25 protein-coding genes and 3 tRNA genes are annotated in these 24,249 nt (G+C 72.0%); 13 read left to right on the top strand and 15 right to left on the bottom strand.

Annotation, left to right across the window (positions count from 1 at the left end):
* Positions 1–92: 92 nt before the first annotated feature.
* Complete coding sequence (locus tag KSO97_RS09800) at positions 93–1,151, top strand: triacylglycerol lipase (protein ID WP_232678351.1); 1,059 nt, start codon at positions 93–95, stop codon at positions 1,149–1,151.
* Positions 1,152–1,269: 118 nt separating this feature from the next.
* Here the strand turns inward: KSO97_RS09800 and dinB are convergent, their stop codons facing one another.
* Both dinB and KSO97_RS09810 read right to left on the bottom strand, forming a co-directional pair.
* Positions 1,270–2,493 carry a DNA polymerase IV gene (gene dinB, locus KSO97_RS09805; protein WP_232678353.1) on the bottom strand — a complete coding sequence of 408 codons (1,224 nt, stop codon included), beginning with the start codon at positions 2,491–2,493 and terminating at the stop codon, positions 1,270–1,272.
* A gap of 24 nt (positions 2,494–2,517) precedes the next feature.
* Complete coding sequence (locus KSO97_RS09810) at positions 2,518–3,627, bottom strand: oxygenase MpaB family protein (RefSeq protein WP_232678355.1); 1,110 nt, start codon at positions 3,625–3,627, stop codon at positions 2,518–2,520.
* Between the two features lie 73 nt (positions 3,628–3,700).
* On the opposite strand from KSO97_RS09810, the gene KSO97_RS09815 reads away from it, so the two are divergent.
* On the top strand, positions 3,701–4,351 hold the full coding sequence (locus KSO97_RS09815; RefSeq protein WP_232678357.1) for a TetR/AcrR family transcriptional regulator: 651 nt from the start codon (positions 3,701–3,703) through the stop codon (positions 4,349–4,351).
* 9 nt (positions 4,352–4,360) lie between these two features.
* On the opposite strand, the gene KSO97_RS09820 is transcribed toward KSO97_RS09815, so the two are convergent.
* The gene (locus KSO97_RS09820; protein WP_232678359.1) at positions 4,361–5,914 is read right to left on the bottom strand and encodes a DHA2 family efflux MFS transporter permease subunit; all 1,554 of its coding nucleotides are present in this window, start codon (positions 5,912–5,914) and stop codon (positions 4,361–4,363) included.
* A gap of 112 nt (positions 5,915–6,026) precedes the next feature.
* Here KSO97_RS09820 and KSO97_RS09825 point away from each other — a divergent pair, with 112 nt between their 5' ends.
* On the top strand, positions 6,027–6,692 hold the full coding sequence (locus tag KSO97_RS09825; RefSeq protein WP_232678361.1) for a TetR/AcrR family transcriptional regulator: 666 nt from the start codon (positions 6,027–6,029) through the stop codon (positions 6,690–6,692).
* A 24-nt stretch (positions 6,693–6,716) separates the two neighbouring features.
* Here KSO97_RS09825 and KSO97_RS09830 read toward each other — a convergent pair whose 3' ends face one another.
* Complete coding sequence (locus tag KSO97_RS09830; protein ID WP_232678363.1) at positions 6,717–6,995, bottom strand: DUF3253 domain-containing protein; 279 nt, start codon at positions 6,993–6,995, stop codon at positions 6,717–6,719.
* 86 nt (positions 6,996–7,081) lie between these two features.
* Here KSO97_RS09830 and KSO97_RS09835 point away from each other — a divergent pair, with 86 nt between their 5' ends.
* Both KSO97_RS09835 and KSO97_RS09840 read left to right on the top strand, forming a co-directional pair.
* A complete protein-coding gene (locus KSO97_RS09835; RefSeq protein ID WP_232678365.1) occupies positions 7,082–7,387 on the top strand; it encodes a hypothetical protein in 306 nt (101 codons plus the stop codon).
* Between the two features lie 49 nt (positions 7,388–7,436).
* Positions 7,437–7,916, top strand: coding sequence for a pyridoxamine 5'-phosphate oxidase family protein (locus tag KSO97_RS09840; RefSeq protein WP_232678367.1), 480 nt, complete (start codon positions 7,437–7,439; stop codon positions 7,914–7,916).
* 53 nt (positions 7,917–7,969) lie between these two features.
* Here KSO97_RS09840 and KSO97_RS09845 read toward each other — a convergent pair.
* Positions 7,970–8,042 (bottom strand) — tRNA-Arg (locus tag KSO97_RS09845).
* Between the two features lie 415 nt (positions 8,043–8,457).
* Between KSO97_RS09845 and KSO97_RS09850 the strand changes: the two genes are divergently transcribed.
* On the top strand, positions 8,458–10,296 hold the full coding sequence (locus KSO97_RS09850; RefSeq protein ID WP_232678369.1) for a phosphoenolpyruvate carboxykinase (GTP): 1,839 nt from the start codon (positions 8,458–8,460) through the stop codon (positions 10,294–10,296).
* 126 nt (positions 10,297–10,422) lie between these two features.
* Positions 10,423–11,415, top strand: a complete 993-nt coding sequence (locus KSO97_RS09855) for a LuxR family transcriptional regulator (protein WP_232678371.1) — start codon at positions 10,423–10,425, stop codon at positions 11,413–11,415.
* Between the two features lie 507 nt (positions 11,416–11,922).
* Here the strand turns inward: KSO97_RS09855 and KSO97_RS09860 are convergent.
* Positions 11,923–12,011 (bottom strand) — tRNA-Ser (locus KSO97_RS09860).
* Between the two features lie 44 nt (positions 12,012–12,055).
* Entirely contained in the window at positions 12,056–12,529 is a 474-nt protein-coding gene (locus KSO97_RS09865) for a hypothetical protein (protein ID WP_232678374.1), read from the bottom strand.
* 89 nt (positions 12,530–12,618) lie between these two features.
* Here KSO97_RS09865 and KSO97_RS09870 point away from each other — a divergent pair.
* A tRNA-Ser gene (locus KSO97_RS09870) sits at positions 12,619–12,706 on the top strand.
* Between the two features lie 199 nt (positions 12,707–12,905).
* Here KSO97_RS09870 and KSO97_RS09875 read toward each other — a convergent pair.
* From KSO97_RS09875 to KSO97_RS09885, 3 genes are all read right to left on the bottom strand, one after another.
* Positions 12,906–13,142 carry a biotin/lipoyl-binding carrier protein gene (locus tag KSO97_RS09875; protein WP_232678376.1) on the bottom strand — a complete coding sequence of 79 codons (237 nt, stop codon included), beginning with the start codon at positions 13,140–13,142 and terminating at the stop codon, positions 12,906–12,908.
* A 93-nt stretch (positions 13,143–13,235) separates the two neighbouring features.
* Positions 13,236–14,318: a hypothetical protein gene (locus KSO97_RS09880; RefSeq protein WP_232678378.1), complete on the bottom strand. Its 1,083-nt coding sequence runs from the start codon at positions 14,316–14,318 to the stop codon at positions 13,236–13,238.
* 99 nt (positions 14,319–14,417) lie between these two features.
* Entirely contained in the window at positions 14,418–15,200 is a 783-nt protein-coding gene (locus tag KSO97_RS09885) for a nitrilase-related carbon-nitrogen hydrolase (protein ID WP_232678380.1), read from the bottom strand.
* 44 nt (positions 15,201–15,244) lie between these two features.
* Between KSO97_RS09885 and KSO97_RS09890 the strand changes: the two genes are divergently transcribed.
* The 4 genes from KSO97_RS09890 (at position 15,245) to KSO97_RS09905 (ending at position 17,939) form a co-directional block, all read left to right on the top strand.
* Positions 15,245–15,853: a molybdenum cofactor guanylyltransferase gene (locus tag KSO97_RS09890; protein WP_232678382.1), complete on the top strand. Its 609-nt coding sequence runs from the start codon at positions 15,245–15,247 to the stop codon at positions 15,851–15,853.
* Between the two features lie 76 nt (positions 15,854–15,929).
* Complete coding sequence (locus KSO97_RS09895; protein WP_232678384.1) at positions 15,930–16,283, top strand: DUF6457 domain-containing protein; 354 nt, start codon at positions 15,930–15,932, stop codon at positions 16,281–16,283.
* On the top strand, positions 16,280–17,257 hold the full coding sequence (locus tag KSO97_RS09900; RefSeq protein WP_232678385.1) for an NAD(P)H-quinone oxidoreductase: 978 nt from the start codon (positions 16,280–16,282) through the stop codon (positions 17,255–17,257). The genes KSO97_RS09895 and KSO97_RS09900 overlap by 4 nt, the downstream gene beginning before the upstream one ends.
* Positions 17,258–17,324: 67 nt before the next feature.
* Entirely contained in the window at positions 17,325–17,939 is a 615-nt protein-coding gene (locus KSO97_RS09905) for a bacterial proteasome activator family protein (RefSeq protein WP_232678387.1), read from the top strand.
* Positions 17,940–17,996: 57 nt separating this feature from the next.
* Here KSO97_RS09905 and KSO97_RS09910 read toward each other — a convergent pair whose 3' ends face one another.
* The 4 genes from KSO97_RS09910 to serS all read right to left on the bottom strand — a co-directional run bounded on the left by KSO97_RS09910 (position 17,997) and on the right by serS (position 21,564).
* Complete coding sequence (locus KSO97_RS09910; RefSeq protein ID WP_232678389.1) at positions 17,997–18,734, bottom strand: hypothetical protein; 738 nt, start codon at positions 18,732–18,734, stop codon at positions 17,997–17,999.
* Positions 18,735–18,742: 8 nt separating this feature from the next.
* A complete protein-coding gene (locus KSO97_RS09915) occupies positions 18,743–19,309 on the bottom strand; it encodes a GNAT family N-acetyltransferase (RefSeq protein WP_232678391.1) in 567 nt (188 codons plus the stop codon).
* Positions 19,302–20,150, bottom strand: coding sequence for an HAD family hydrolase (locus KSO97_RS09920; protein ID WP_232678393.1), 849 nt, complete (start codon positions 20,148–20,150; stop codon positions 19,302–19,304). The genes KSO97_RS09915 and KSO97_RS09920 overlap by 8 nt, the downstream gene beginning before the upstream one ends.
* Before the next feature lie 136 nt (positions 20,151–20,286).
* A complete protein-coding gene (serS, locus tag KSO97_RS09925; protein ID WP_232678395.1) occupies positions 20,287–21,564 on the bottom strand; it encodes a serine--tRNA ligase in 1,278 nt (425 codons plus the stop codon).
* Positions 21,565–21,765: 201 nt separating this feature from the next.
* Here serS and KSO97_RS09930 point away from each other — a divergent pair, with 201 nt between their 5' ends.
* Positions 21,766–23,397: a diacylglycerol kinase family protein gene (locus KSO97_RS09930; RefSeq protein ID WP_232678397.1), complete on the top strand. Its 1,632-nt coding sequence runs from the start codon at positions 21,766–21,768 to the stop codon at positions 23,395–23,397.
* Positions 23,398–23,415: 18 nt separating this feature from the next.
* Here KSO97_RS09930 and KSO97_RS09935 read toward each other — a convergent pair whose 3' ends face one another.
* Positions 23,416–24,210: a hypothetical protein gene (locus KSO97_RS09935; RefSeq protein ID WP_232678398.1), complete on the bottom strand. Its 795-nt coding sequence runs from the start codon at positions 24,208–24,210 to the stop codon at positions 23,416–23,418.
* Positions 24,211–24,249 lie beyond the last annotated feature (39 nt).

Below are 24,249 nucleotides of genomic sequence, written 5' to 3' on the forward strand. Positions count from 1 at the left end.
CCCGCCCACGCGGGGCCCCCCCCGGGGGGGGCGCCCGTCGTGTCGCGTGGCGTCCCCGCCCTCGCCTCGACATTCCATGTGACACTGCGGCGGTGCTCCGCCTCTCTCGCATCGCCGCGGCCGCTCCGACCTCGCGCGTCATCGCGCTCGGCACGGGCCTCGTGGCGCTGGCCGCGCTGTCGACTGGCGCGCCCGCCGTCGCGGACACGTCGCGCACGTCCTCGGCCGTGGTGTCTCCCGCCGCATCGTCGAGCCCGACCGCCGCGTCGGCCGAGCGCCGCGCATCCGGTCCGCGCCTGACGGCGAAGCCGGGCGCGCTGCGACGCTCCCTCACCTGCACGGGTGATCTGCGCAAGGCGCGCAAGCAGACTGTGCTGCTGGTGCACGGCACCGGGGCGGTGCCGGAGGAGAACTTCTCCTGGAACTTCGACACCGCGCTGAAACGGCGCGGCTATCCCTCGTGCCGCGTCACGATCCCCGGGCGCGGCCTGGCCGACGTCCAGGTGAACGTGGAGTTCGTCGTCCACGCCATCCGGGAGGCCGCACGACGCTCCGGTCGACCGATCGCGGTCATCGGGCACAGCCAGGGCGCGTTCCTGCCGACCTACGCCCTGCGGATCTGGCCAGACCTGGCAGCCCAGGTCGACGACTTCATCGGGTACGCCGGAGTCTTCACCGCGGGCACCTCGATGGCCGACCTTCTCTGCGGCATCCCGTGCGCCGAGGCCTTCCGACAGTTCTCGCCGAGTTCGAATCTCCTCGCGGCCGTGCGCGCCCGTCCGCTCCCGACGGGGCCGTCGTACACCTCGTTCGCCACCCGGCTCGACGAGATCGTGACGCCGCAACCCACGGCGTCGCGGCTGAAGGCACCCGGCGCGGTCAACGTCGTCCTGCAGGACCACTGCCCGACCGACATCGCCGAGCACCTGACGATCATCGCCGAGCGCCCGTTCTTCCAGCTCACCTTCGACGCGCTGAGCCACCCCGGCCCGGCCCGCCTCAAGCGGGTCGGCGCACTGCGGTGCGGCTTCGACCGCCAGGTCATCGAGGCGGCACCGGCCCTCCCGACGTTCGGCGTCGGCCTGCTCTCGGACTACCTGGCCCACGTCGGCACGACCGAGCCGCCGCTGCGCAGCTACTGGCGTCGCTAGGCCCCCCCCACCGACGCCGCGGACACCTCCGATCACGGGCCGTCTGCGTCGACCCGTCTTTGCTTGAAGACGGGTCACCACAGGGAGAGAGGTTGACCCGTCTTCAAGCAGAGACGGGTCAACCCCGAGCCGGCCCAGAATCCGGCAGGGTCGGCATCTCGTGTCCGATCCGCCGGCCCACCAGCACACCCCGGGTGAGCGCGGCGGAGCCGAACCGGTCACGCACCCGATCGACGGCGCCGTCGACCGCACGGTCGACGTCCTGCCCGAACAGGTCGAGCTCGAGCTGCTCGGCCCCGGCCTCGACCAGGCCCGAGATGGTCACGCCGAGCAGGGTGCAGCCGCGCTCCTCGAGCATCGGATAGGCGGCGCGGAGCAGCGCACGCCCGGTCTCGATCCACGCGGCCGTGGACGCCGTCGACCGGGGGATCGTCGCCGAGCGGGTGGCGCGCTCGAAGTCGCCGAACCGGAGTCGCAGCGTGAAGGTGCGCCCGATCCGCTCCCCCGACCGCAGTCTCCGAGCGACACGGTCCACCAACCCCACCAGGACGGCGTCCAGCTCGGCGAGGCTGCGTCGTGCGGAGCCCCCGAGGGCCGACTGGGAGCCGATCGAGCTGCGTCGCCGTCCGGTCTGCACCGGGCGCGGGTCCATCAGGTTCGCCAGCGCCCACAGGTGCTGCCCCGCTGCCGCTCCGACCAGGCCGCCGAGATGAGCCTCCTGGACGGCCGCCAGCTGGCCGACCGTGCTGATGCCGTCGGCCCGGAGCCGCGCCGAGGTCACCGGGCCGACACCCCACAACCGCTCGACCGGCAACGGGTGCAGGAACTCGCTCTCGCGTTCGGGGTCGACGACCAGGAGCCCATCGGGCTTGGACACCGCGCTCGCGACCTTCGCCAGGTACTTGGTGCGGGCGACACCGACGGAGATCGGCAGACCGACCTCGCGCCGCACGCGCTCGCGCAGGATGCGCGCAACCTCCTCCGGCGGCCCGACGAGGCGGCGCAACCCGCCGACGTCGAGGAAGGCCTCGTCGATCGAGAGACCCTCGACGAGCGGCGTGGTGTCGGAGAAGACCTCGAACACCGCGCGGCTGGCCTCGACGTAGGCGGAGAACCGCGCCGGCACGAAGACGGCCTGAGGGCACCGCCGTCGGGCCTCGCGTGCGCCCATTCCTCCCCGGACGCCGAAGGCGCGGGCCTCGTAGCTCGCGGCCATCACGACCCCGGGGCCGACGATCACCGGCCGGCCGCGCAGGCGGGCGTCGTCGCGCTGCTCGACCGAGGCGAAGAACGAGTCGAGGTCGGCGTGCAGGATCCGCAGCATCCGCCCATGATCGAACATATGTTCGATCATGGGCAAGGGCCATCAGGCCGAGGCGGTCTCCCGGGGCGCCAACGGCCCGATGTGCTGCTGCGACTCCACCAGACCCTCGTCGCTGGGCGCGACACCGTCGTCGAAGACGCGTCGACGCTGCTTGGCCCGCAGGTCGGGGTGGGCGTGGTCGGGCACCTCGAAGCCGTAGCGGGCCTGGGCTTCGCGCGGCGTCATCGTGATCGGATTCAACGGCGGCATGCCGAGGATCGCCGGCGCTGCGACGTCGACCGCCTGCGGCGCGAGCAGGTGCATCAACGCCAGCCGCAGATGCAGGTTGCTGGCCAGCACCTGGTGCAGCAGCTTCGTGGGCGGCCGCACGAGCGCGTCGACGATCGGTCCCTGCGAGAGCCCCGCCATCTGACGCATGTAGCGGGGGTAGGTCGAGATGATCGCGCGACGCATCAGCGCGGTCACGGGCGTGAACGCGAGCGACTGCAGCGCCGGCAGGTCGGGCGGCAACGCGACCTTGAGGCCCAGGATGAAGTCGATCATGTCCTGCGCGGCCTCCGACGCGGCCAGGTGCGGGCGCCACTCCTCGAAGTAGGCACGCACCTCCTCGCGACTGCGGGGCACCGTGGCCGGATCGATCGTCTGCAGCTCCGCGGCCCGGGCGCACTCGGCCCAGAACTGGGTCTCCTCCTCTGCCGAGAGGCGACCGGGGCCGAAGGTCTCGTAGCAGAGCAGGATCGAGTGCCACGCCGTCATGTGGATCCACAGCTGGGACGACGGCCGGTTGGCGTCGTACTCCCCGCCGGTGACGGGGTCGTGACCGATGGCCTTGGAGTGCACCTTCACCAGCACGTCCGCCGCCTTGGCGGTGGGCTCGGTGGCACCGAAGGCGACCATGCCGAAGTAGCGCATCGTGCGGCCGTAGCGCGTGTGCGGGCGGTACTTCACTCCCCCGGACTGCACCACGGCCGCGGCGAGGTTGGGGTCGAAGTGCTCGATGGTCACCGACCGCGCGAAACCGAGGATGTAGGACGTCGGGTGGCCCCACACCTTCCAGGTCACCGAGTCCGGGCCGAAGAAGCCGTAGTCGGCATGTGGCTCGTAGCGCTCGGCCAGTCGGGCACGGGAACCGATCAGTGGAAGTCGCGGCATCGGAATCAGGTCCTCTCCATTGCTACACGGGCGTAGATTCAGGGAATCTACACCACCGTCATATTGTGGAGCGATGGTCGGCACACGTGGGACGACGACGGGCAAGCGCCGCTACGCGCCCCGGCTCCCGCTGCCCGAACGCCGCGAACAGCTCCTCGACGCGGCTCTGCACGTGCTCGTCCTCGAGGGGTTCGGCGGCGTCACCATCGAGGCGATCGCGCGCCGGGCCGGCGTCACGCGCCCGGTCGTCTATTCGGCCTACGACGGACTGGAGCCGCTCCTGGTCGCGCTCCTGGACCGCACCCAGCACCGCGCACTGGACCAGGCGATGGGCATCATCGCCGAGGCCGGCGACCCGGCGGACGACGTCGGCGCGTGGATGGTGGGCGCGATCCGCGCCTTCCTCGACGTCGTGCAGCGCGACCCCGACACCTGGTCGCCGATCCTCGGCGCGACCCGTGGCGCTCCACCACTGGTGCTCGAACGTATCGAGGAGACCCGCACGCTGATCCGCAGCCACCTCGAGCAGGGTCTGCGCGCGGGCCTCGGCACTCCGGTCGACGTCGACCTCGCGATCATCGCCCACCTGCTGATGGCCAGCGTGGAGGAGTGCGGTCGACTGATGCTGCAGCAGCCGCCGCGCTTCAGCCCCGACGACATCGTCGCCACCACGCGGACCCTGGTGGCCCACCTGCCGCTCGGCGGCGGGCCTGCGTCCGGATAGGTACCCCCGCTAGTCCGGCTCGCCCTCCGCCGTCGAGGCACCCCGACCCGGCAGCGCGGCCGCGGCCCCGACGGCTCCGAGGAGGCAGAGCACGCCGATCACCGTGCAGCCCGCGGAGAGACCGTCCATGAACGCCGAGGCGACGGCGTCGCGCAGCACCCCGCCCTGCTCGGCGATGGCGAACGCGGCCGCGACGCTCTCCTGCGCGGTCTCGAGCTGGGGCGCCGGCAGCGCTCCGGGCCCACCATCCCCGACCAGATCGAGCAGTCGGGCGGCGTAGACGGAGGAGAAGAGCGAACCGATCACGGCGACTCCGAGGGTGCCGCCGAGCTCGCGGGTCGCGTCGTTGACCGCCGAGCCGATGCCGGCGCGCGAGGGCGGCAGCACCTGCAGGATCGACTCCGTGGCGGGCGTGCTGACCAGGCCGAGGCCGGTGCCCATGAGGAGCATCTGCGGCACGATCTCGCGCGCGTAGGAGAGGTCGACGTCGGAGGCGGCGATCCACAGGAACGAGGAGCCCAGCAGCGTCAGGCCGGTGGCGACGACGGCCTTGGTGCCGAGCCGCGGCACCACGAACCCGGCAACCACCGACGCCGTCGCGATCGATGCCGCGACCGGCAGGGTGCGCAGCCCGGCGTCGAGCGGGCTGTAATCGCGCACGAACTGGAAGAACTGCGTGATCAGGAAGATGAACCCGAAGAGGGCGAAGAACGCGATGGTGACGGCGCCGGAGGCCGCACTGAAGCGCGGATCGGAGAAGAGCCGGACGTCGAGCATGGGATGAGATGCCCGGCGCTCGACGCCGATGAACACGGCGATCAGCGCAGCGGCGCAGGCGAAGCTCAACACCGTTGCCGTGCTGTCCCAACCGCGCTCGGGGCCTTCGATGATGGTGTGGGTGAGCAGCCCGAGCGCCGCGATCGAGACGGCGAGGCCGGGCAGATCGAGTGGCGGGACGTCGTCGGCGCGCGACTCCGGCACGAACACCAGGGTCATCGCCGTCGCCACCGCGGCGACGGGAAGCAGCGCCCAGAACACCGCGTGCCAGCTGGCGTGCTCCAGCAGCCAGCCGCCGGTCACCGGGCCGAGCGCGACGCCGACGCCCGCGCTGGCGCCCCAGGCGCCGATAGCGGCCGCGCGCTCACGACGGTCGGGGAAGGCGTTGGTGATCACCGACAGCGTCGTCGGGAAGATCAGCGCGGCGAAGAAGCCCATCACGAACCGCAGCACGATCAACGGTCCGGCGCTGTCGACGAGCGCGGCGGCCCCGCTGGCGAGCCCGAAGCCGACGAGGCCCACGAGCAGCGCGGGACGTCGTCCGAAGCGATCGGAGAGGCTGCCCATCGCCAGCACGAGCGCGGCGAACGCGAGGTTGTAGCCGTCGACGATCCAGAGCAGCTCACGCGTGCCCGCGTCGAGCGCGCCGGCGAGCTCGGGCAGTGCGACGTTGACGATCGTGGTGTCGAGGTTGATGGTCAGCGCCGCCAGGCACGCGGTGATCACGATGCCGGCGCGCGAGGAGACCAGTGCTCCCGAGCGGGTGGGGCGAGCAGTGGTGGGCATGGTGCCGTCCTGTCGGGGAGTGTCGCAGGTTCGATGTGGTCGGTGTCCACATAGCGTGGTGCCACCGAGTTGTCACTGTCAACATCGAATCGCCGTCGACTAGGGTCGCCTCGTGCCGGCCACCCGCAGCAGCTACCACCACGGCGACCTGCGGGCCGCGCTCGTGGCCGCCGGGGTCGACGTCGTGCGCGAGCGCGGCCCCGATGCCCTCGCCGTGCGCGAGCTCGCCCGTCGCGTGGGCGTGAGTCACAACGCCGCATATCGCCACTTCGCCAACCGCGACGAGTTGGTCGCGGCCGTCGCCCAGGTCGCGCTCGTCGCGATGACGCGCGCCGGCGAGGAGAGGTTGGACGCGATCCAAGACCCCGACCCGCGTCGGCGGGCGCGCCGGCGCCTCCACGAGGTCGGGCGCAGCTACGTCGACTACGCCTTGGCCGAGCCGGGGCTCTTCCGCGTGGCCTTCGCCGCCTACCCGAGCCAGACGTCGGAGTCCGCCGGGCCTGCAGCCCTCGACGACGAGCTCGCTGTCGCGGGGCCCTTCCTCCAGCTCTGCTCGATCCTCGACGAGCTGGCCGAGTCGGGTTTCCTCGCCGCGGAGGCCCGCCCCGGCGCGGAGTTCGTCTGCTGGGCCGCCGTGCACGGCCAGGCGATGCTCTTCCTGGAGGGTCCCCTCCAGGGACTCACCGACGCCGAGCGCCGTCCGTTGGTCGAGGCCCTCCTGCGCACCGTCGACCGCAGCTACGGCGCCACCAGCGGAGACGTCAGCGCCCTCGACTGAGGGGTCAGGCACGTCACCGGGGGATCACTCGGCACGCCTGCGTCGCACACGGATCGGACCCCGCGCCGTGGCCGGATCGACGACGGCGCCGCGTTGCGTCACCTCGACCTCGCCGCCGGCGACGAGTCGCCGCGCGGCAGCACGAGCGGGCTCCATGAGCGCCCGCCAGTCCGCGTCGTCGCCCTCGCCCGCCACGGCGCGCGCGGCTTCGGAGATGCAGATCGACGCCGACTCGGCACGGTTGTCGAGCAGCCGGCGGATCTGCTCCTCGAGCAGATGGTCCACGTTCGCCTGCTCCGTCATCGACCCTCCGTCCCGCTCCCGGCCGGCACCACGCCGCCGCACGGCCATCCTCGCCCGTGATTCGGCAGAGCCCCTAGCCTCTCGGGGTGAGCGACGGCCCCGATGCCACCGAGGACGGGCACCATGTCGTGATCGACGGACGTCGCTGGCGCGCCACCGATCCCGACATCCCGTCCGACCGGCGCGACTACCTCACCCGCGTGCTCATGGCCTGGCGTCGGGAGGTGCGCCGGCACCACGGCGACGACGGGGAGCGCCGCGCCCGCGACGGCGTCCAGGCCGCCAAGGTCGCGCTCGGAGAACGCGGCACGCCGTGGTGGGAGCAGACCGATGCGGAGCGGCGCGCACGGTGGGAGACCCCGGTGCCCGTGCCCGACTCCTTCCGCTCCTGAGACCCTCGGGTGGTGCCGCAGCGCATCGAGGCGTGCCAACGTCGACGGCATGGACCAGACACCGGATAAGCACGTCGTCGAACTGCTGCGCGGATCGCGGATCGCGATGGTGACCTACCTCGGGCCCGACGGCGCGCTGCTGAGCAAGCCGATGGCCACCCAGGACGTCGACTTCGACGGGACGCTGCGCTTCATCACCGAGCGCGACTCCGACAAGGTCGAGGCGCTGATGGCCGACCCGCGGGTCAACGCCTCCTACAGCAACAACGGGTCGTGGGTCTCGGTCAGCGGGCGCGCCCGCGTCGTCGACGATGTGGAGAAGCTGCGCGAGCTCTGGGGCACCTTCACCGATGCCTGGCTCGAGGGCGGACCCGACAACCCCCGCAACGTGCTCCTCGAGGTAGACCCGGATGGCGCGGAGTACTGGGACGCGCCGGGCACCAGCCGGGTGATCAACCTGGTCAACATGGTGAAGGCGAAGGTCACCGGCCAGCGCATCGAGGGCGACAACGAGACCGTCGACCTCTGACATGACGGAGGCCCTGCGCTCGGCGGTGCCGAGCGGAGGGCCTCATCGATCTGCGCGCCTGTAGGGATTCGAACCCCAAACCTTCTGATCCGTAGTCAGATGCTCTATCCGTTGAGCTACAGGCGCCCGCCCCGCGCACGCCGTGCAACGGGACTGGACGAGGATAGCCGAACCGCCAGAGCACGACGAATCGGGCTCGGAACAGTGATCCGGGGCCATCGGCCGGTCGGACTCTGCGAAGCACGCACCGAGATCGCCCGACGGCCCCAGGCGCGTACCGAGCACACCGCTGGATCGATCCAATAGGTTCCGCGCAGCGCTCGGCTTAGCCTCGTCGCGCGGGATCGCACGCGTCGGGCCTCCTCCGTCGCCGCGGCCCGCGTCGGACGGTTCGCCCGAGCCGTCACCGCACCATGTCGCCGACAACGAAGCCAGCGATTTCGACCACCGACTTCACGACAACACCGTCGATACGCTCGACGGCCGGCGGCTGCGGTCATCGCACCCATCCGCCGCGATTGCGCGAGAGGGATGACCAGGCATGACCGCCACCCAGGCACCGACCACGACCACCGACCAGCCCACGACCCACCAGGGCATCCTCGACTTCGTCGCCGAGGTAGCAGCCCTGACCCAGCCGGACCGCATCCACTGGTGCACCGGCTCGGACGAGGAGTGGACCGAGCTCACCGACGCCCTCGTGGCCACCGGCACCTTCACCCGGCTCAACCCGGCGATCAAGCCCAACTCCTTCTACGCCGCATCCGACCCGATCGACGTCGCACGCGTCGAGGACCGCACCTACATCTGCTCGCTCGCCGAGCGCGACGCAGGCCCCACCAACAACTGGATGGAGCCGGAGAAGATGAAGGGCATCATGCGCGGGCTCTACGCCGGCTGCATGAAGGGCCGCACGATGTACGTCATCCCGTTCGTGATGGGCCACTTGGACGCCGAGCGCCCGATGTTCGGCGTGGAGCTCACCGACTCCGCCTACGTCACGGCGTCCATGCGCGTCATGGCCCGGATGGGCAGCCACGTCCTGCGCCGCATGGAGGAGCTCGACGCCGACTTCGTGCAGGCCATCCACTCCGTCGGCCACCCCCTCGACGCGGGTCAGGACGACGTCGCGTGGCCGTGCAACGAGACCAAGTACATCGTGCAGTTCCCCGAGGAGCGCGCGATCTGGTCCTTCGGCTCCGGCTACGGCGGCAACGCGCTGCTCGGCAAGAAGTGCTACGCGCTGCGCATCGCCTCGGCGATGGCGCGTGACGAGGGCTGGCTCGCCGAGCACATGCTGATCCTCAAGCTCACCAGCCCGCAGGGCGTCGTGAAGTACGTCGCCGCCGCGTTCCCGAGCGCCTGCGGCAAGACGAACCTGGCGATGCTCAAGCCGACCATCCCGGGCTGGAAGGTCGAGTCCATCGGCGACGACATCGCCTGGATGCGCGTCGGCGAGGACGGCCGCCTGTGGGCGGTGAACCCCGAGTACGGCTTCTTCGGCGTCGCCCCCGGCACCAACGAGCACACGAACCCGCACGCCATGGCCACCATCAACAAGGGCAACTCGGTCTTCACCAACGTCGCCCTGACCGAGGACGGCGACGTGTGGTGGGAGGGGCTGGAGAACCCGCCCGCCCAGGCGACGTCCTGGAAGGGCGAGCCGTGGACGCCCGAGATCGGCGAGAAGACCGGCGAGCTCTCCAGCCACGCGAACAGCCGCTACTGCACCCCGATCAAGCAGTGCGACATCCTCGCCGCAGAGTTCGACGACCCGCGCGGCGTCCCGATCGACGCGATCCTCTTCGGCGGACGTCGCAAGACGACCGTCCCGCTGCTCTTCGAGGCCCGCGACTGGACCCACGGCACCTTCCTCGGCGCGACCCTCTCGAGCGAGACGACGGCCGCGGCGATCGGCGCCACCGGCATCGTGCGCCGCGACCCGATGGCGATGCTGCCCTTCATCGGCTACAACGCCGGTGACTACTTCAACCACTGGATCACCGTCGGCAAGGACAACGACGAGTCCAAGCTGCCGAAGATCTTCTACGTCAACTGGTTCCGTCGCGACCAGGACGGCGGCTTCCTGTGGCCCGGCTTCGGCGAGAACAGCCGCGTCCTGAAGTGGGTCGTGGAGCGGCTCGACGGCCAGGCCGCCGCGGTCGAGACCCCCATCGGCCACGTGCCGGCACCGGGCTCGCTCGACACCGAGGGTCTCGACATGACCGACGAGGCGCTGGCCGCCGCGCTCCACGTCGACGTCGAGGAGTGGAAGGCCGAGGTCCCGCAGATCCAGGAGTGGTTCGAGCAGTTCGGCGACGACCTCCCCGCCGTGCTCTGGACCGAGCTCGACGGCCTGAAGGCGCGTCTCGACGCCTGATCCCGTGACGACTCAGTAGGGCCCCGATCCGCACCGGATCGGGGCCCTGCCTCGTTGTGGGAGCATGCCGCCCAGGCCACGCCGCACGGGGTGGGCTCGGCCGGGACGACGACCAGAGGGGGCCTCATGAGCGACGGCGCCGTCGGCTCGCGCGACCGGGACCTGTTCGAGTCCACCGCGATCGCGCTGTTCGAGCGCATCCTGGAGCAGCACGGGCTGCCCGGCGACGACCCTGCCCTGGACGAGGACCGCACCCGTGCCGCGTTCGATCTCCTGGTCGACGTCGGTCTGGTACAGCTCGACCGCGACCGCGACGTGTGGCTCCCGGTCGACCCGAGCGCCGTGCAGTCACGCGTCGTGGCCCCGATGAGCCAGGAGGCGTCGCGGCTCCTGGAGGAGTCGACGCACTGGGCGCGTGGATTCGCCGCCCTCAGCCAGGCCTGGCGCCGCTCACCGCAGGCCGAGACGGCCGGCCCGTTCACCTACCTGCGCGACGACGCGATCGGCCCGTTCCTCGCCGGACTCGTCGCCGAGGCCGAGGAGGAGATGCTCACTGCCCAGCCGCAGGTCGGCCGGGACGCCTCCTCCCTGGCCGCGGCGGCGCTGCGCGACGTCGCGATGCTCGAGCGCGGCACCAGGATGCGCACCCTCTACCAGCACAGCGCGCGACGCAGCACGTACACGCAGAAGTACGTGGACGCCGTCACCCAGCGCGGCGCCGAGGTACGCACGCTGGATGAGTTCTTCCGCCGGATGATCGTGGTGGATCGTCGGGTCGCGGTGATCCCCGCGAACGACGACCACCGCAGCGCCGTGGTGGTCCGGGAGTCCTCGGTGATCGACTTCCTGGTCGACATCTTCGAGCGCACCTGGGAGCGAGCGCGTCCCTTCGGCGACAAGGAGCACGGGCTCCTCCGTGACATCGCCTCGGAGCAGCGAGCGATGACGATCCGGATGCTCATCGAGGGTCACGCCGACGCGACGAGCGCGAAGCGGCTCGGCGTCAGCGCGCGCACCTACGCCGGCTACGTGGCCGACCTGAAGGACGAGTTCGGAGCCGAGACCCGGTTCCAGCTCGGGTACATCCTCGGCCAGCGCGGCGTCGACGGCCGCGAGTAGCGCCCGCGCGTACGTCCCCGCTCAGCAGGGCCCGCCGCAACCCCAGCTCGAGTCGAACCGCTGGGTCGAGGCACCGCCGGAGCCGCTCGAGACCTCCGCGCTGAACCCGCGTTCTCCACGCACCGGCTCGTCGGCGTGCGATGGCGCAGCGACGGTTCCTGCGAACACCACCGACAGCGCAGCCGACGCGGCTGCCGAACCGAGGACACGGGCGACGCGCCGTCGTGGGCGCCGCGCTCCGCGATCAGCGTCGTGGTCGAACGTCATGTGTGAACCTCTCGTCGTGAGCCCGCGGACGCGGACCCTCCCCCGATGACCGGGGTCGCGCAGCCCCGAGATCCGCGCGACCACCAGGGATCTGCCCCGGCCGCAGGTCTGTCAAACCTCGACGGTGACACGACGCGCGACGTGGCGTCGGAGCAGGAGCGGCGCACCATCGACCGGGAACGGAAAGAGCCGCCGCTCCGCTGCCTGGTCGGGCGGTGGAGCGGCGGTTCCTTCTGACGGCGGAGGCGGCGGGATTTGAACCCGCGATGGGGATTAACCCAAACCCGCTTAGCAGGCGGGCGCCATAGACCGGACTAGGCGACGCCTCCAACTGCAGCGCACACGCTACAGGCCACGCACCGGGGGCCGCGAATCAGGCCGGGTCGGCATGTGCCGCGCGCAGCCGGTCACGGACGTCCTCGGCGAACCGGTCGCGGTTGGCGGCCAGCAACGGCACCGGGATCGTCGTCGAGGCGCCGTCGTGGCGATGCAGTACCAGGCACGGGATGTCGTGCGGCCGGGCCGAGACCGCCTCCCGGACGTCGGTCCACGCGCCCCGCGCGGTGCCGACGGATCGGACCCACCTCACGGCGTATCCGGCGGTGTCGAGCCGCACGACCCAGGCGATCCGACTCAGCCAGAAGCCGCCGACCAGCACCGCCAGCGCTCCCGCCACAGCCACGCCGATGATCACGGCGAGCGGACCGTCGAGAGCCGCGACCACCACCGTCGTCACGAGCACCACGACAGCGAGCACGATCACGGCGGCGCCCGACAGCCTCATCACGATGCTCGGGGCGAACCGGTAGGTCTTCGGCGCAGGACTCCCAGGACTCGCAGTACTCACCCGGGCATTCTCCGGCATCGCGCCGAGCCGCGAGCCGGTAGGCTGACGGGACGTCGCACGGGTACGGCTCCGCGCCTGCCCCGCGGCCTGGAGAGGTGCCGGAGTGGCCGATCGGAACCGCCTTGAAAGCGGTCGTAGGGAGACCTACCGCGGGTTCGAATCCCGCCCTCTCTGCCAGAGCTCCGCCGGTGGTCGGGCCTGTCGAGACCCCGCCGCATCTCGACAAGCTCGATGACCGCACCCCCGGTGGTCGAGCCTGTCGAGACCCCGCCGCATCTCGACAAGCTCGATGACCGCACCCCCGGTGGTCGAGCCTGTCGAGACCCGGCGACACGTCGATGAACCGTCTCAGCCACCCGTCTCGGCCGCCGGTGGCTCAGGACGAGGGGCGCACCGTGATCAGCACGTCGCCGTCCTGGACGACGTCGCCGGGTGCGACCTTGACGGCCTCCACGACGCCGCCGGACTCGACGATGACGGGGATCTCCATCTTCATCGACTCCAGGAGCGCGACCTCCTCGCCCGCGGCCACGCGCGCACCGGGGGTGACCGACACCGCGAGCACGTTCGCGACCAGCTCGGAGACGATGTCGATCAGGGGGTCGCGCGCCATACCGGCGACGCTAACCGTTACCGAGGGGTACCCGAATTCACACCACCTGGACGCCGGACCGACGGCGCCGTGGCGCGATCGGTGACGCGGATCTCAGAGCAGCGCGGCGGTGCGGGGCGGCTCGGGCCGCACCGCGGTGGCCTCCTCGGCCACCCGGCTGCGACGCCCGCGCGGCCGTGAGCCGGTGAAGGCGACGTCGATGCGGATGATCGCGTAGCCGATCAGGACGCCGACGCCGAGCCCGTAGGCCACCGCCAGCACCGACTCGCTCAGCGCGACATCGGGATTGATCAGCGCGTTGGCCACGGGCACCGTGCCGGCGACACCGAAGACGCAGACCCACCAGCCCTGACGACGTCGCGCGCGCATGTGGCAGCCCCACAGCAGGGCCGGAACGCCGAGCACGCTCATCACGGGCCGCGGGAACGCCCCGGCGTCCTCACGCACCCGGCCGACGACGTCGAGCATCGAGGAGACGAGCCCCGATTCGCCGTAGCGACGCAGCAGCTCGGCGTACAGCACGGTGAGCGCGAGCAACGCGCCACCCACGATCACGATGACGACGCCCCGACGACCGAGCCCGTGCAGCCCGGCGCCGAGCCGGTAGACCAGCGTGAGCGCTCCGGCGAGGGCGAGGCCGAAGGTGGCGTACTCGAACCGCGCGATCTCGATCGCGGGCGAGAAGCCGACCACCGCCATCGCTCCCACCGCTGCGATCGCCAGTGCGAGCAGCGTCTCGCGTACGGCAGCGACGAACCGGACGGCGGGGACGGTCGCCATCACGCCGAGCACCGCAGCCAGGACGGCGACGGCGAGCGCCGCACCCGAACGCAGGAGATCGGAGTCGGAGGACGCGGCGATGGTGCCGAGCACGAGGGCGAGGCCGCCGAAGAGGACGGGCCGCCCGCCGGTGCGGGCGGCGAGGGCCCAGGCGAAGGTGGAGGTGACGGCGACGGCGCCCCCGCCGGCCAGGGCTGCCGGGCCGAGGTCGAACGCCGCCAGGGCGAGGGTCACGACCCCGAGCACGAGGACTCCGGCGGCGATGCGGAACGGCCACGACGATGCCGCGAACATCTCGACGCGGGCGCGCAGGGCAGCCGCGCGGGCCGCCGCGTCGCGACCACCGCGGGGGCCGTCACCCCGCCGCGTCGGCGCGGCCTCGACGTCGGTGCTCACGGGGTCGGAATCTACCCGGCTGGCCCCCACGGATACCGAACGTGTTCTGGCAGGCGACACGCCGACGACCCGCCGTGCCGACCTACCGAAATCCGTTTGCTATCCCTCGGCCCGGCCGATCCGCCGATTGCGGAGCGAGGGGTTGGTCGTCCGCGCCTCGTCGAGGACGGCGCGACGCAGGGTCGCCTCGACGACGCCGGGGCCGTCCCCGGCCTCGCCCAGGACGTCGCCGAGCGGGTCGACGACGAGGGAGTGGCCGGTGTAGCGCGGGGCGGGCTGACCACAGGCGAGCACGAACACGGTGTTCTCGATGGCGCGCGCCCGCGCGAGGGTGCGCCAGTGATCGACCTTGCGCGGGCCCGCCACCCAGGCCGCCGCGACGACGAGCACCTCCGCGCCGTCGTCGACGAGCGCGCGCGCCAGCTCGGGGAAGCGCAGGTCGTAACAGGTCATCAGCCCCAGCCGCCAGCCCGCGACGTCGACGACGACGGGCGCGATCTCCCCCGGCATCAGTCGATCGGACTCGCGGTAGCCGAACGAGTCGTAGAGGTGGATCTTGCGGTAGTCCGCCGACACGGCGCCGCGCGCCACCAGGGTGTTGAACGGGCGGGTGGCGTCGGTGCTGTGCTCGAACATACCGGCGACGGCGGTCGTGCCTGCCGCCTCGGCGGCGGCCGCGAGTGCCGTGGCGAAGACGCCGTCCGTGGGCTCGGCGGCCTGGCTCACATCGGACCCGGCCTCGCCGAAGTCGCGGGCGAACGCCTCGGGCAGCACGACCACCTCGGCCCCCGGGCGCACCAGGTCGGGCAGGCGGCCGCGGTTCTCCTCGGGCTCCAGGGCAGAGGCCTCCTGAACCAGCCGGATCGTCAACTCCTCGCGCACGCTGCCAGCGTGCCACGCGGGTGGCACTTTGCTTGGATGTGGCCGTGCCCACCTCGAACCCGCTCCTGGACAGCTACAGCGCCGTGATCCTCGCGGGCGGGCTCGCGGTCCGGATGGGCGGATTCGACAAGGCCGCGGTCGAGGTCGAGGGACGCACGCTGCTCACCCACGCGCTCGACGCCGTGATGGACGCCGCCGAGGTGGTCGTCGTCGGGCACCAGGTGCCGACGGAGCGCCCGGTGACCTTCGTGCGCGAGGACCCGCGCTACGGCGGCCCGGTCGCGGGTCTGCTGACCGGCCTCGATCAGTTCTTCCGGCGCCCGCGCACGGTCGCCGTGCTCGCCGTCGACATGCCGCGTGTGACGGCGTGGACCTTGCGGCGGATGCGCCACGCCGTCGGCGACCGCGACGGTGCCGTGCTCGTGGACGACGAGGGTCGCCGCCAGCTCTCGATGGTGCTCGACGTCGCGCGCCTCGACGCCGTCGCCCCCGAGCTGGAGGAGCGGCACGGCATGGCGATGCGGACGCTGCTCGAGCCTCTCGACCTGGCCGAGGTGCCGGGGATGGGCGACGAGGCCGCTGACATCGACACCTGGACCGACCTGCGCGATCTCGGCGAGACCGAGTGGCCCTCGGGCCCGCACGTGACGTGACCCCGCCGACCGTGGCCGGCCGCTCCGGGCCAGATCCGATGTTGCGTGCACGGCCCGGTCTGGAGACAGTGGAGAGGTGAACCTCCACGACTGGATCGACGAGCTCTGCGACGTGCTCGATCTCGACACCGAGGTCGATGAGGGACTGGTCCGCGATCTCGCGGACCTGGCCACCGACTCTGTTCATCCCGACGCCGGACCGGTCACCGCCTTCCTGCTCGGCTACGCCGCGGCGAAGCGCGACGCCGACCCCGACGACCTCGAGGCGCTCTCCGTCCGAGCCCAGCGCCTGGCCGAGAGCTGGGACCGTCCCGCGGCGGCTCCGGACCCCGACGACATCGATGACGACGTGCCCGACGACGGCAGCGTCGCGCGGGTCGACCACACCGGAGACGTGGCCGACTTCGAGGATCTCGAGGCGGCCCGGTGAGGGCGATCGTCGCCGACGGTGCCGGCGGCCCCGAGGTCCTGGGCATCAGGGAGCTGCCCGACCTGGCTCCAGGCGCGGGCGAGGTCGTCATCGACGTCGCGGCGACCGCGGTCAACCGGGCCGACGTGCTGCAGCGCCTGGGGTTCTACCCGCCCCCGCCGGGCGCGAGCGACATCATCGGCCTGGAGTGCAGCGGCACGATCGTCGCGGTCGGTGACGGGGTCGAGGGCTGGTCGGTGGGGCAGGAGGTCTGCGCTCTGCTCGCCGGCGGAGGCTACGCCTCGCAGGTCGCCGTACCGGCCGGCCAGGTGATGCCGCTGCCACCGGGGGTCGACCTCGTCAGTGCCGCGGCGGTGCCCGAGGTCGCGTGCACAGTGTGGTCGAACGTGTTCATGGTGGCGAGCCTGCAGCCGGGGCAGGTGTTCCTGGTGCACGGCGGCGCCGGCGGCATCGGCACCTTCGCCATCCAACTCGCGTCCGCCCTCGGTGCCCGGGTCTTCACCACGGTCGGGTCACCGGAGAAGGCTGAGCTGTGCCGCAGCCTGGGTGCCGAGCGGGCGATCGACTACCGCAACGAGGACTTCGTCCAGATCGTGCGCGAGGCGACGGGCGGCCACGGCGCGGACGTCGTGCTCGACAACATGGGCGCGAAGTACCTCGGCCGCAACGTCGACGTGCTGGCCGACGAGGGCCGCCTCGTCATCATCGGCATGCAAGGTGGCGTGCGCGGCGAGCTCGACATCGCACGCCTGCTGAACAAGCGCGGCGCGGTGATCGCGACGTCGCTGCGCGGGCGCCCCGCGTCCGGCAAGGCAGCGATCTGCGCCTCGGTGGTGGAGCACGTCTGGCCGCTGTTCGGCGACGGCACGTTACGCCCGGTGGTCTCCACGCGCCTCCCGCTGGAGGAGGCGAGCCGCGCGCACACGCTGATCGACGACGGCACCCACACCGGGAAGATCCTGCTCACCCTGTGACATTGCGGCCACCGCCCCCGCCACCGCCCGGACCAGCAGCGTCGGCACGGCTCGGTACGGTGGGGGCATGACCGAGCAGCAGTCTTCCGAGGCCACTCCCGAGGCCGTCCTCGACTCCCCCGACGGCGAGCAGCACGTCATGGTGGTCGGCCCCGACGGCAAGCCGATCGGTCTCGTCCCGGCGTCTGCGCTCGACACCGCCTCGGACGACGACGAGGGCGGCGAGCGGAACCTGACCGATCTGGTCGAGCAGCCGGCCAAGGTGATGCGGATCGGCAGCATGATCAAGCAGTTGCTCGAAGAGGTGAAGGCCGCCCCGCTCGACGAGGCGAGCCGCAACCGCCTCAAGGACATCCACGCCGCGTCGATCGCCGAGCTCGAGCAGGGCCTGGCCCCCGAGCTCGTCGAGGAGCTGCGCCGACTCTCCCTGCCCTTCACCGAGGACGGCGTGCCCTCCGAGGGCGAGCTGCGGATCGCGCAGGCCCAGCTGGTGGGCTGGCTCGAGGGTCTCTTCCACGGCATCCAGACGGCGATCTATGCCCAGCAGATGGCCGCGCGCGCCCAGGTCGAGCAGATCCGGCGGGCGCTGCCTGGCAGCATGCCGGGTTCTCCCGGGGCCCCGGGCGCACCGGTCGAAGCGGGAGACGACGCCCCGTCCGGCACGGGCGGGATGTACCTCTGACCCAGGGGTCGGGGGACGGTCGCAGAGCGACCTCCTCGACCACCGTCGTCGCGACCGTCAACGGCGAGCGGCGCGACGGACCACGACCAGGCCGAGCAACCCGATCAGCGTGAGCGCCAGCCCCGGCGCTGCGGAGCGGTCGAGATCGGCGACCGCACCGACCTCGTCGCACTCCGACGCGGCGGCCGACGGCCCGCTGATCGCATCGCCGGTCTCGGGGCACTCATAGGCCACCGCGGGCAACGGCGGCTCCGGCTCCTTCTCCGGCACCGGGGGGCGCGCGTCGCCGTAGCGGCGCACCAGCGTGTCGCGATCGTCGCGCTGGATCTCACGGACGTCGGCGCACCGGGTCGCCGTCAGTCGCTCGCCCTGGCGCGAGATCGCGAAGGCATAGAGCGTGCCCGCGGCACGGCGCGGCCGGTTGTCGCAGCGCGCGAACACGGCCGAGCTGTGCACCATCACCCGCGCGGTGGAGATGGCGCTCTCGCCGTAGACCTCCAGCACGTGCACGGTGTAGAGGAAGCGCGGCCGTCCGGCCTGCCCCTGGAGCTGCTGCACCCGCTCGACCTGGCCGGCGAAGACGTCTGTCGGCGTCGTGGACTGCGGGGCCGCGAGCGCCACCGCCGACACCGGGCGCGCGCCCGAGACCGCGGACGCGGGCGATGCGGCCAGCAGCGCGGAGCCTCCCAGCAGGACCGCGGCGATCACGCCCGCCAGGAAGCGCACGGTCGACGCCTCGGAGTGCGATCGGGAGGACGTCGCGGGCGAGACGTGGGAGCTGACGCGCTGCGGCATGCCGACCATCACAACAGATCCCCGGTCGGAGGAGCCACCCGGGACGTCCGGCCCGGCCGGCCGAGCACCAGCCGGCCGTCCTCGTCGCTACCGCGCAGCGCGGTGAATCCGCCCACGGCCAGCAGCCGCAGGCTGGCGGCGTTCCCCGGGCCGACACTGGCGCGGACCTGGACGCCGACAGCGTCCACCTCGGCCAACAGGGCCGCCACGGCCTCGGTACCGAGCCCGTGGCCGCGCGCGGACGGCACCAGCCCGAAGCCGATCTCGACCTCGCCGGTCGGCTCGAGCCAAGGCGGGGCGTGGAAGCCGATGGTGCCGATCGCCTGCTGCCGGGCGACGAGGTAGCGCGGTCCCCAGCCGCCCCAGTCCGCTGCCATCGGCACCGACGCGGCAACGTCGACGTCGTCACGGCGCGGGAACTCCGGGTGCCATCGATCCTGTCGCCGTCCGGCGACGAGGTCGGCTGCGTCATCGGGCGTGATCGCGATCAACCGAACGCGACCCGAGGCGACGCACGTCGGGAGCACCGGGCGGGTCCCGGCCTCGGGCCCTGGGCCGGGCCGCACCTCAGGCACCGCCGAACCACCGCTCCAACTCGACGGCGGCTCCGTCGTCGTAGACGGTCCCGGTGACGTGGTCGGCGACCTCGCGGACCGGCTCGATCGCCTGGCCCATCGCGACGCCACGGCCGGCCCAGGTGAGCATCTCGATGTCGTTGCGGCCATCGCCGATCGCCAGTACGTCGGCGGCGGTCAGCCCCAGCTCGTCGCACACGTACTGCAGTCCGGAGGCCTTGGAGACGCCGACCGGCGTCAGGTCGAGCCAGGCCGTCCAGCCGACGATGTAGTCGGTGCCATGCAGGCCGAGGCGGCTGGTCAGGTCGACGAAGTCCTCGGCGGTGGCATCGGGATCGCGCACGATCACGCGGCTCACCGGCGCCGCGACCAGGTGCTCGACGTCGGTGACGATCATCTCGCCGTTGAGCTCCCCCTCGGGGAACGGCGTCGTGACCCGATAGCCGACACCACGTTCCTCGATCGCCAGTCGTGCCGTGGGGTGCTCGCGCAGGACGGCGCGCACGGCCGGGCCGGCGTCGAAGGTCTCCTCGTGCACGATCTCGACCTCACCGCCGCCGGGCGCGACGTCGTAGCGGAAGATCACCGCGCCGTTGCTCGCCACCACCCAGAGGCGCTCGCCGTCTCGGCCCCGGAGGTCGAGCAGATCGGCGATGCGGGTCATGCCGTGCGCCGAGCGCCCGGAGGCGAGCACGATGTGCGCGCCCGCGTCGTAGGCGCGGTCGATCGCGGCCTGGAGCCGGGGCGCGATCTGCTCGTACGTCGTGCCCGCGCCCTCGACCCACTTGAGCAGGGTGCCGTCGATGTCGAGCGCGACCAGGCGCGGCGTCCAGGAGGTCACCGGGGGCTCCGTCGCACCGTGCTCGGCATCCGCGCGCGGCAGAACGGGCGGGGCTGGGCGGGCAGGACTGTCACCTGACAGGCGACGTATTGCCCGCCCAGTCCAGGTTTCCCCGGTCGACCGGGGAAACCCGCCGTCACGACACCACCGGCTCGAGCACCTCGCGGCCACCCAGGTAGGGCCGCAGCGCCTCCGGCACCCGGACCGACCCGTCGGCCTGCTGGTGGGTCTCCAAGATCGCGACGATCGTGCGGGTCATCGCGCAGAGCGTGCCGTTCAGGGTCGCGATCGGCCGGATCTCGCCGGCGAACCGGCCGCGGGTGTCGAGACGGCGGGTCTGGAACTCGGTGCAGTTCGACGTCGAGGTCAGCTCCCGATACTTGCCCTGGGTGGGGATCCAGGCCTCGCAGTCGAACTTGCGGATCGCCGAGAGGCCGAGGTCTCCGGCGGCGACGTCGATCACCCGGTAGGCCAGCTCGAGCTTGTCGAGGAAGGCCTTCTCCCAGGCCAGGAGCCGCGCGTGCTCGGCATCGGCGTCCTCCACGGTCGTGTAGACGAACATCTCGACCTTGTCGAACCAGTGCACCCGGATGATGCCCTTGGTGTCCTTGCCGTGGGAGCCGGCCTCCTTGCGGAAGCAGGGGCTGAAGGCGGCGTAGCGCCGCGGCAGCGTGGCACCGTCGAGGATCTCCTCGGAGTGGTAGGCCGCCATCGGCACCTCCGAGGTACCTACGAGGTAGAGGTCCTCGCCCTCGATCCGGTACACGTCGTCGGCCGCCTGACCGAGGAAGCCGGTGCCCTCCATCGCGCGCGGGCGCACCAGCGACGGGGCGATCATCTGGGTGAACCCGGCGTCGCGAGCCTGGGCCATCGCGAGGTTGATGAGGGCGAACTCGAGCTCGGCTCCGACGCCGGTGAGGAAGTAGAACCGCGAGCCCGACACCTTCGCACCGCGGTCGAGGTCGATCGCACCCAGCAGACGACCGAGCTCGATGTGGTCGCGCGGCTCGAAGCCCTCCGCGGCGAAGTCGCGCGGCGTGCCGACGTGCTCGAGCACGACGAAGTCGTCCTCGCCACCGGCGGGCGTCTGCTCGGCGGCCAGGTTGGGGATCGCCATGATCGCGGCGTTCCATGCCTCCTCCGCGGCCGCCTGCTCGGCCTCGGCGGCCTTGACCTCCGCGGCCAGGGCCTTGGTGCGCGCGAGCAGCTCCTGCTTCTCCTCGCCTTGGGCCTGCGCCACCTGCTTGCCGAGGCCCTTCTGCTCCGAACGACGGCTCTCGAAGACGCCGATCGCGGCGCGCCGGGCGGCGTCGGCGGCGAGCGCCTGGTCGACGAGGGCGTCGGAGAGACCGCGCTTGGCCTGGGCGGCGCGGACGCGGTCGGGTTCGTCGCGGAGGATGCGCGGGTCGATCATGACGTCGAGGCTATCGGTGCCGCGAACCGGACCTCACCCGGTTTCCCCGCCCGCGGTCGCCACTCCGCTCAGGCGCGGTGGCCACCTATCCCGCCCTGGCCCGGCGGGCGTCCTCGAAGGCGGGATCGGTCGGACGGTTCGCCATACTGTGCTGGCCTCTCCGGGTGTCCGGGGTGGCTCCGCACCCCCGAGAGGACGGCCGTGCTCGACCGACCCCGCCTGCTGCAGCTCAGCTGGGCAGGCCTGCTGCTCCTCGTCTTCGGCGTGCTCGCGGTCGGCGTCACCCAGGAGTGGGGGTGGCTGGCCGGTCTCGACGACACGACGTCGACGTGGGTGCCCGGGTCCGACACGACGTGGGCCTCGGTGCTGGTCGGCGTGGAGGGAGTCTTCAGCACCTGGCCGATGACCGCCTACACGGTGGTGCTGGCGGTCTTCCTGTGGTCGAAGAACCATCGCCGCGCGGCGGTCTTCGCCGTCGGGGTGATCATCGCCGCGCGGATCACCACCCTCGCGCTGAAGTCCCTCTTCGACCGCGATCGCCCGTCCTGGCGCTTCTCCGACTACTACGGCGACGGCTCGTTCCCCTCGGGACACGCGTCCTCGATCGCCGCGCTGGCCGGCGTCGTCATCGTGCTCGTGGTGATGTTGGTGCGTCGGCGCAACGTCCGCATCCTGCTGGAGTCGCTCGCTCTCGTCGTCGCCCTCGTGGTCGCGGCGGACCGGTTGCTGCTCGGCCGCCACTTCCTCACCGACGTCGTCGCCGGCGGCCTCGTCGGGGCGTTCTGGGTGCTGGTGGGGCTGGCGCTCTACAACCCGCAGCCGCGCAGCCACGCCGAGCGAAGCGACCCGCTGCCCCAGGCGTTGCCGAGCGCACGCCGGCTGGCGGTCGTGCTCAACCCCATCAAGGTGGAGGACGCCGAGACGTTCCGGCGCACCGTGACCGCGATGGCGCGCGAGGCCGGGTGGCGGGAGCCGCGCTGGTACGAGACGACGGTCGAGGACTCCGGCACCGGCCAGGCCGAGCAGGCGGCCGTCGAGGGCGCCGATCTCGTGATCGTCTGCGGTGGCGACGGCACCGTGCGCGAGGTGTGCGCCGAGCTCGCCGGCACTGGGATCCCGGTCGGCATCGTGCCGGCGGGCACCGGCAACCTGTTGGCCCGCAACCTCGACATCCCGCTCTACATCCGGGCGGCGATCGACGTCGCGCTCACCGGGCAGGACCGCGCGATCGACATGGTGCACGTGCGCGGCGACCGCATCGCCGACGACGACGCCGAGGAGACCTCCGAGGCAGCGGACGAGACCGCCTCGCCGGGCTCGACCTCCTTCGAGAGCCACTTCCTGGTGATGGCAGGCATGGGCTTCGACGCCGCGATCATGGAGGGCGTCAACGAGGACATCAAAAAGCGCGTGGGTTGGCTGGCCTACGTGATCTCGGGCTTGAAGTCGCTGATGTTCCCCGCGACCAAGGTCGAGATCAGCATCGACGGCGCCGAGTGGACCAAGCACCGCGCCCGCACGGTCCTCGTGGGCAACGTGGGTTACCTGCAGGCCGGCATGCCGCTGCTCCCGGACGCCTCGATCGACGACGGCCAGCTGGACGTCGTGGTGCTCTACCCCCGGCGGTTCCTCTCCTGGATCCCGTTGGCCGTGCGCGTCCTGGCACGCCGCCGCCGCACCGACGACACCATCAACCGGATGACCGGACGTACCGTGTCGATCCGTACCGGAGCACCCACACCCCGTCAGCTCGACGGCGACTCGATCGGCGCGGGTCGCGAACTGCACATGGAATGCATCCACGGACGACTGCTGGTGCGCGTACCGCGCTGAGCCGACCGGTGGGGGCACTCAGCAGCGCTCGTAGGTCTCGGCGGCGAAGTCGAGGCAGGCGATGCCTAGGTCGGTGGGCACCAGCGACGGCGTCGGGTCGTCGGGCCTCGTTCCGCCCTCACCGGGCCCGGTGACCTCCCAGGAGTAGACGCGGTAGCGCTCCGACGACGGATCGTCCTGCTGCACCGCGGTGTACAGGCCGTTCCAGTCGGCGGTCACCCAGAACCGGTGACGTAGCCCCGCGGCGTCCCACCCGCTGCCGAACGGCACGCCGTCCTCGACGACGGCCGGCACCAGGTCGTCGCCGCGACCGACCATGAGCCACCGCTGGTCGCTGTCGCCGCCCTCCTGGCGCACCATCCAGCCCGCACCGGCCTGGCCGAGGTCGAACTCACGGGCCAGCAGGGTCGGGTCGACGGCGGCCTCGGGGAGGTCCCCGGTGAGCTGGTCGCCACCGTCGACGGTCAGCACGACGCGCTGGCCGCTGCGGGTCAGCTCACCGCTGACTCCGGAGTCGAAGCGCTGGCGCACACCGAGGCCCACCTCGCGCGGCTGCACCGACGGGAAGAGCGCCGGGAGCGCGCCCCGGGACGCCGTCGGCGTCGAGGCCGGCTCGGTGCTCGTCGGCGCGGCCGGGCCGACGGCCGCCGGGCTCGGATCGAGCGCCTCGCCCTCCTCCCCGCACGCGGCCAGCAGACCGGCTGCGAGGAACGGGACGGCGGCGACGGCGAGCCGCGAGCGGAGCGGTCGAGGCAGTGAGCGGCCGGGGAGCCGGTTCGACGTCGAAATGGTGGTGGTCTCCGAGATGGTCATGCGGTGGAGACGCTCACCACGAGCGTCCGGTTGCGTCGA

This window comes from Nocardioides sp. R-C-SC26 (assembly GCF_021246465.1).
Taxonomy (GTDB): domain Bacteria; phylum Actinomycetota; class Actinomycetes; order Propionibacteriales; family Nocardioidaceae; genus Nocardioides.

Excerpts from the sequence above, each read along its gene's own strand:
- dinB (WP_232678353.1), bottom strand. The coding sequence starts at position 2,493 with ATGTTCGATCATGGGCGGATGCTGCGGATCCTGCACGCCGACCTCGAC.
- KSO97_RS09810 (WP_232678355.1), bottom strand. The coding sequence starts at position 3,627 with ATGCCGCGACTTCCACTGATCGGTTCCCGTGCCCGACTGGCCGAGCGC.
- KSO97_RS09815 (WP_232678357.1), top strand. The coding sequence starts at position 3,701 with ATGGTCGGCACACGTGGGACGACGACGGGCAAGCGCCGCTACGCGCCC.
- KSO97_RS09820 (WP_232678359.1), bottom strand. The coding sequence starts at position 5,914 with ATGCCCACCACTGCTCGCCCCACCCGCTCGGGAGCACTGGTCTCCTCG.
- KSO97_RS09830 (WP_232678363.1), bottom strand. The coding sequence starts at position 6,995 with ATGACGGAGCAGGCGAACGTGGACCATCTGCTCGAGGAGCAGATCCGC.
- KSO97_RS09840 (WP_232678367.1), top strand. The coding sequence starts at position 7,437 with ATGGACCAGACACCGGATAAGCACGTCGTCGAACTGCTGCGCGGATCG.
- KSO97_RS09850 (WP_232678369.1), top strand. The coding sequence starts at position 8,458 with ATGACCGCCACCCAGGCACCGACCACGACCACCGACCAGCCCACGACC.
- KSO97_RS09855 (WP_232678371.1), top strand. The coding sequence starts at position 10,423 with ATGAGCGACGGCGCCGTCGGCTCGCGCGACCGGGACCTGTTCGAGTCC.
- KSO97_RS09875 (WP_232678376.1), bottom strand. The coding sequence starts at position 13,142 with ATGGCGCGCGACCCCCTGATCGACATCGTCTCCGAGCTGGTCGCGAAC.
- KSO97_RS09905 (WP_232678387.1), top strand. The coding sequence starts at position 17,325 with ATGACCGAGCAGCAGTCTTCCGAGGCCACTCCCGAGGCCGTCCTCGAC.
- KSO97_RS09910 (WP_232678389.1), bottom strand. The coding sequence starts at position 18,734 with ATGCCGCAGCGCGTCAGCTCCCACGTCTCGCCCGCGACGTCCTCCCGA.
- serS (WP_232678395.1), bottom strand. The coding sequence starts at position 21,564 with ATGATCGACCCGCGCATCCTCCGCGACGAACCCGACCGCGTCCGCGCC.
- KSO97_RS09935 (WP_232678398.1), bottom strand. The coding sequence starts at position 24,210 with ATGACCATCTCGGAGACCACCACCATTTCGACGTCGAACCGGCTCCCC.